6 protein-coding genes are annotated in these 6,445 nt (G+C 63.2%); 1 reads left to right on the top strand and 5 read right to left on the bottom strand.

Features of this window, described 5'->3' with window-relative positions; genetic code table 11:
* Nucleotides 1-92: 92 nt before the first annotated feature.
* From CKO40_RS23135 to CKO40_RS23150, 4 genes are all read right to left on the bottom strand, one after another.
* Nucleotides 93-245: a hypothetical protein gene (locus tag CKO40_RS23135; RefSeq protein ID WP_200348818.1), complete on the bottom strand. Its 153-nt coding sequence runs from the start codon at nucleotides 243-245 to the stop codon at nucleotides 93-95.
* A gap of 96 nt (nucleotides 246-341) precedes the next feature.
* The gene (locus CKO40_RS23140; protein WP_200348819.1) at nucleotides 342-647 is read right to left on the bottom strand and encodes a DUF2442 domain-containing protein; all 306 of its coding nucleotides are present in this window, start codon (nucleotides 645-647) and stop codon (nucleotides 342-344) included.
* A 10-nt stretch (nucleotides 648-657) separates the two neighbouring features.
* Complete coding sequence (locus CKO40_RS23145) at nucleotides 658-927, bottom strand: DUF4160 domain-containing protein (protein WP_200348820.1); 270 nt, start codon at nucleotides 925-927, stop codon at nucleotides 658-660.
* Between the two features lie 416 nt (nucleotides 928-1,343).
* Nucleotides 1,344-2,594 (bottom strand): IS4 family transposase, encoded by a 1,251-nt coding sequence (locus tag CKO40_RS23150; RefSeq protein ID WP_200348821.1) that lies wholly within the window; start codon nucleotides 2,592-2,594, stop codon nucleotides 1,344-1,346.
* Nucleotides 2,595-3,204: 610 nt separating this feature from the next.
* Here CKO40_RS23150 and CKO40_RS23155 point away from each other — a divergent pair.
* The gene (locus CKO40_RS23155) at nucleotides 3,205-3,420 is read left to right on the top strand and encodes a hypothetical protein (RefSeq protein ID WP_200348822.1); all 216 of its coding nucleotides are present in this window, start codon (nucleotides 3,205-3,207) and stop codon (nucleotides 3,418-3,420) included.
* Nucleotides 3,421-3,494: 74 nt separating this feature from the next.
* On the opposite strand, the gene ppdK is transcribed toward CKO40_RS23155, so the two are convergent.
* Complete coding sequence (gene ppdK, locus CKO40_RS23160; RefSeq protein ID WP_200348823.1) at nucleotides 3,495-6,269, bottom strand: pyruvate, phosphate dikinase; 2,775 nt, start codon at nucleotides 6,267-6,269, stop codon at nucleotides 3,495-3,497.
* Between the last annotated feature and the right edge of the window lie 176 nt (nucleotides 6,270-6,445).

Raw genomic sequence — 6,445 nt, forward strand, 5'->3', positions numbered from 1 at the left:
TGAGGGGAGAACAAGCCAGCTTCATCAAAGCGTTGCTCTGCAGCGAGGCGTCCATGCGTCCAGAGATCTTCAATGCCGGTCTCCGTGTCTTGTCAGCTGCCATCTCCGAGGATGGCGGGAATTGCTGCGGCTTGGGTGAGACGGTGCAGCGCATCGTAGCTATAGTTAACGGTGCCGGCATGAAGGCCGAGCGGTGAGAGCAGCAACAGTGCGGCGCTAAGGAATCCGTTTGCAGATGTCTTCATCGTTGCTTACCTCTCAGTCATGTCCCGCCTCCCCTGCCACCACCCGCCTTCGCCGCTCGGTGGTGACCGCAAAAAAGACGCAACCGAGCACCGCCCTCATCTGCCGACACCGCGACACGGGGCCTCTGTGGGTTGTTCACCGGCTGCGGGCGCAAGCGACAGTGCCGTCTCTATCGGGATCGCGTGCTCGTAGAGTGTCTCCGGCGCAATGTCAATCTCGCCCGGCCAGGTGACGGTCCCGTAGTCGACCCGCGCCAAGTCGAAGAATGCTGGGTTTTCGAGTCGGCGAAACACGGGATAATGGAGATAGGGGCGCATGTCGAAGCGGCGACGTTCGCCGGTATTGAAGGTCAAGACCAGCCGAAAATCGGGAACCGCCTGTACCGCAGTCACTTCGATCATGGGTCGGCCCTCACCGTAGCGGATCGATCGCAAACACGGGCTCACCCTTCACTGCGAGCGCCCAATCGGCCATCAATTCGTCTTCATGAATAGCAATCCAGGCTTGCACAAGTTTTAGCTTTTTCGCCGGAAGCTCGCCGGCAAGGAGATCGCCATCGGGAATAGAAACGACTGCCTGTTTGCCCTGATACTCGATGTGAAGGTGGGGCAGATTATGTTGTTGGGTGTCCAGGAATAACATCCGGACAATGATTCCATAGAACATGCTGATGGTTGGCATTGTCAGGGATTTCCTCGTTGAAGGAGAGTCGCAGAGATTGACATCACCTTGAGCTCAGATCATGTTTGTGGTGCGTCCGCAGTTTCTCCAAGGAAAACGCCCCCCCTACCGGCTACAGGGCGCGTAAGTCTAGCGTCGGCGATGGCCCAGGACATTCGGTTGTGAACCGCGTGGGCACAAAAACCGTGCCCACCCTACCAGGCTAGCACCCTCATCGCCCGTATCCGGCCTCACTGCCTGTTCGTGTTCCTACGGTCGTGTCTTGGCTACACCCTGCTTTGAGCTTGGCCTCGCGGCGTCCACCTTGGGTTTCGCTACGCTTCTCGTCGCTCTTCGCGGTTACCTCCTCTCAGGTAACAAGTACATGCCCCTGTCGGGCACACTAGGGCGGATGCCCGCAGGGCAATGCCGTCAACTTAAGCCACCCGCTTATACGCTGGATGAAATCCGGGCTTGAGCTTGCCGGGGTTCTGGCGCGGAAAGCTGCGGTTCGGCCGCACGGCGTCAACGGCTGAAGCCAGGTGCAGGACCAAGCGTTCCAGGAGTCTGCGCTGCTGCTCGCCATCACCCAGCAGGAGGCGAACGAGGTTGTCCTTCATCGCCGAGAGCGTGCTGCAGGCGCGCACCTGGTAGCGGAACCGGCGATGGGCAAAGCGCCGCTCGGCCAGCAACTGGGCGACGTTGCGCACCATGGCGGCGAGATTCATCGCGAGGATCCTGGCCTGGATATCCTGACGCATCGCAAGCGGGGAGCGCCCGGAAAAATTCTCGATCTCGGCCCAGCGCTTTTGCCGTTTGATGTGCTCCTCCGCGCTCCAACGCTGGTGATAGAGCGCAGCAAACAGGCGTGCCGGCAAGCGCTCCTCCTCCAGCACCGAGGTCGCCAGGACCTCCGTCTCACCACCTCTGAGGGTGACACGCACCAGGCGCACCCGGATCGGCTCGGCCGGGACACGCTGATCGCGACAGGCCCGGCGCTGCTCAGCCGACGGGTTGAGCGTGACGATCCGCGAGCGCTCCGCGCTGTCAAAGAAGGCCTGCGCCGGGGCAAAGCTGCTGCGCGAGAGGCGCATGCAGAAGTCGATGCCCAAGTGTCGATGTAAGGCGAACAACCAGAAGGCCGGATAGCCACGATCGTAGATCAACAAGTCACCCGGCTCAGCATGCGCAAGATGCTCGATGGCCAACTCATACTCGCCGACGCAGGTCGCGGCCACTTGGGCATCGAGCACCAGGTCATGGCCGATGTCATAGAGGATCGAGCCGCGCGCCAAGGTCGGACCGTTCCGCTGGGCACCGAAGGCCCGCTCCAACGCCTCCCCGGGCGGCAGGCGAAACGTGGTGCCATCCACGGCGCGCAGTCGGAAGCCGTGCCACGTCGGCGTCGACCAGCCACGGTAGAAGGTCTTGATCGCTAGCCGGTTCAGGTGACTGAAGAGCTTGTCCGAGAGTCCCTTACGGGCCTTGCTGAAGGCTGCGCGCGTGGGCACGGTCCCCGCCACCGCCTGACCATCCAGCACCGAGCACAACCCGGCCAACTCCTGCTCCGTGCTGCCTTTGCACAGATTCAGCATGAATGTGACCAGCCGAGCGAAAGGGAGATCACGCTCCCGGGAAAAGGCGTTCGGCTTCAGGCGGAAGCGCCCGACGGTCGCCCTGCAAGACAAAGTTTCTATTATACGGCTATAAACTGATTGAAATGACCGAGACCTTCTCCGCTTCCGCGGCGGTGATCGTGCTGTCTGAACGCTTGCTCATGGCGGTTCTCCGAGACCAAAATAACGGCCGCTAGTATAGCCTTTTCAGAGACTTAACGCTAAAGTTGACGCCATTGCGCCTCCACGACGTCCGGCTGAGGTTCGAAGAGCAGTCTGATATGCCCGACGAGGAGCGGTAGCAGCTTTTCGGTCAGAATTCAACCGACTCGACGTGGTCCGGTTAGGCGCTTGGCAGCGAACTTAAGGTGACTTCGAGGTCGCCGCGCGACGCGGAGGTTCGCCGTCGCGACGTCGCGCCGGAGCTGTTATCAGAATCCGCGGCAAGCCGGAGTCTGAACTCTTCGCCGAACGCTCGGCGTCGATTCCGGGTCCAGAATCACCAAAGAATCATTCCGCGAGCGGACTTGGCGAGCGCGTCGATAGCGCAGGCATTAGCTGCGATCAGACGAAGCAGGGCTTGCTGAGATCAACGGTGGGCTTGATCGCCGCCGCGGCGAGCATAGACTGTGCTCGGCGTTATGCCCAGACAGTCGACACGACAAACCAGGAGATCTTGCTCATGTCTGTTTCATCGGTGCTGATGCGGTTGGGACGTTCGCTCGGCCTACTGATCTTGCTAATGGCGCTGCTCTTCTTCCTGGTCTTCGCCATATCGCCAGGTCTTGAGCTGTTTCCGAACGGTCTAGACTGGGCCGTCGCGATCCTGATGGGGATCTTGACCTTGGTCTGGCTCGGTGCCGGCCGCGGCCCCAAGCGCACCGAGGAAACAGACTGATACCGCAACGCGCGGCGCTGACGAGGCAGCGCCGCGCGCTGATGCCGTCGAAGCCGGCCGCAGCCGGCCTGCGACTACTGCGGCCGATGCGCCAGCGCCGCCTGCGCGGCCGCCAGCCTTGCAACCGGCACCCGCGGACCTGAGCAGCTCACATAGTCCAGGCCCGCTTGATCGCAGAACGAGATCGAGCCCGGATGACCGCCGTGCTCACCGCAGATGCCCACATGCAGGTCCTTGCGCGCGCTGCGTCCCCAGTCCACGGCCAGTTGCATCAGCTTGCCCACGCCCTCGACATCCAAGACCTCGAACGGGTTGTCTTGCAGGATGTTGGACTGGTTGTACAACGGCAGGAACTTGTTCTCGGCGTCCTCGCGCGAGAACGAGAACACGGCCTGGGTCAGGTCGTTGGTGCCGAACGAGAAGAACTCGGCCTCCTCGGCCAGTGACTCGGCGCGCATGCAGGCGCGCACCACCTCGACCATGGTGCCGAACTTGAACTTGACCGGCTGACCGTACTTGGCCTCGACCTCGGCGTGGCTCTCGTCGACATAGGCCTTGACGCGCCTGAGCTCCTGCACCGTGCACACCTGCGGTACCTTGATCTGCGGCTGGATCTCAATCCCGGCCTGGGCGCACTCGGCCGCGGCCTCGAGGATCGCCCGGACCTGCATCTTGTAGATCTCGGGAAACGAGATCCCCAGCCGCACGCCGCGGTGACCGAGCATCGGGTTGGTCTCGTGCAGCGCCCGCACCTTGCGCAGCATCGCCTCCTTCTTCGCGATCGCCTCCTCGACCATCATCGGGTCCATCACCTTGCGCACCGCGTCGAACTCGTCGCGCGCCTTGTCCGGCGTATGCAGCAGGCCCATCGACCCGGCCAGCGCAGTCATGCCGCGCGTCGCCCCGGCCAAGGCGTGCAGATCGGCCAGGTCCTGCTGCAACTGATGCTCGTCCGGCAGGAACTCGTGGATCGGCGGATCGAGCAGCCGAATGGTCACCGGATGCGGCGCCATCACCTCGAACAGCTCGCGGAAGTCCTGCCGCTGCAGCGGCAGCAGGGCCTCCAGCGCCTCGTCGCGCTGCTCGGTAGTCTCGGCGACGATCATCTCGATCACCAGCGGCAGCCGCTCGGTGGCATTGAACATCCGCTCGGTGCGCGCCAGCCCGATACCGACCGCGCCGTACTTACGTGCGGTCCGCGCATCGTCCGGTGTATCGGCGTTGGCCAAGACCTTGAGCCGTGACATCTCATCGGCCCATTGCAGCAGGGTCGAGAGCTCCGGCGTGAAGTCCGGTTCCACGGTCGGGATCTCGCCGAGATAGACGCGCCCGTTGGAGCCGTCGATCGTAATGGTGTCGCCCTCCTTGAAGTTCATGTTCCCGACCACCGCCTCGCGCCGGGCGACATCGACACTGATGCCCTCGGCGCCGGCCACGCAGGGCTTGCCCATGCCGCGCGCAACCACCGCCGCGTGCGAGGTCTTGCCGCCGCGCGCGGTCAGGATGCCCTTGGAGGCGAAGAACCCGTGGATGTCCTCGGGCTTGGTCTCCTCGCGCACCAGGATCACCTTCTGGCCCAGATCATGGCCGAGCTGGTGCGCCCGGTCGGCATCGAACACCGCGATGCCGGCCGCTGCCCCGGGCGAGGCCGGCAGGCCTTGGGCGACCGGCTCGACCTTCGAGCTCGGGTCCAGGCGCGGGAACAGCATCTGCTCGAGGCTGACCGGATCGACCCGCTGCAGCGCATGCTCCTTGCTGATCAGGCCCTCCTGCTCCATCTCGACCGAGGTGCGCACCATCGCGTGCGCGTTCATCTTGCCGTTACGGGTCTGCAGGCAGTAGAGCACGCCGCGCTCGATCGTGAACTCGAAGTCCTGCACCTCCCGATAATGGCTCTCGAGCTTCGCCCGCAGCTCGGCGAGCTCCTCGGCCATCTTCGGCATCTCGACCTCGAGCCGATCGAGCGGCTTGGGCGTGCGGATGCCGGCGACCACGTCCTCACCCTGGGCGTTGATCAGGAACTCGCCATAGAGCTTGTTCTCGCCGGTGCCCGGATTGCGGGTGAAGCCGACGCCGGTGGCCGAATCGTTGCCGCGGTTGCCGAACACCATCGTGCAGATGTTCACGGCGGTACCGTTGGCCATCTCCGGGGTGATGTGGAACTGGTTGCGGTAGTCGACCGCGCGCCGCCCCATCCAGCTGTTGAAGACCGCCTTGACCGCGATCTCGAGCTGGACCATGGGGTCGGACGGGAAGGGTTTGCCGGTCTGCTCCTCGACCACCTTCAGGAAACGCTCGCTCATCTCCTTCAGGTCGGCCGCGGACAGGTCGACGTCCTGCTTCGCGTGCGCGGCCTCCTTGACGATATTGAACTCGTGGTCGAAGGCCTCGTCGTCGACCCCGAGCGCAACCTTGCCGAAGAGCTGGATGAAGCGCCGATAGGAGTCGTAGCCGAAGCGCTCGTCGCCGGTCGCCTTGATCTCGCCTTGCAGGGTCTCTTCGTTCAGCCCGAGGTTCAGGATGGTGTCCATCATGCCGGGCATCGACATCGCCGAGCCCGAGCGCACCGAGACCAGCAGCGGATTATCCGGATCGCCGAAGCCCTTGCCGGTCTTGCGCTCCAGCGCCGCCATCTGGTCGCGCACCTGCTCCATCACGCCTTCCGGCAGGCTGTGGTCCGGGGTATCCAGATAGGCCAGGCAGGCCTCGGTCGTGATCACGAAGCCCGGCGGCACATTGAGGCCGATCTGGGTCATCTCGCACAGGTTGGCGCCCTTGCCGCCGAGCAGCTTCTTGTTCTTGCCGTCGCCCTCTTCAAAGGCGAATACCCATTTGGTTGCATCGGTCATGGTCTCAATCCTCACGTTGCGGTCGAAAACTGGCTCTATTTGAACGAGCACCGCCGTTGATGGGAAGTGTCCAAAATCAATTCGTCTCGGAGTAGACGCACATATCCTGATCTCGGCTGATCGATCGGGGTCAGACACCTTGATGCGGGCAGCGATGCAAGCCGCCCCCCCGGGCC

The sequence above is a fragment of the Halochromatium glycolicum genome (assembly GCF_016584085.1).
Classification (GTDB): Bacteria; Pseudomonadota; Gammaproteobacteria; order Chromatiales; family Chromatiaceae; genus Lamprobacter; species Lamprobacter glycolicus.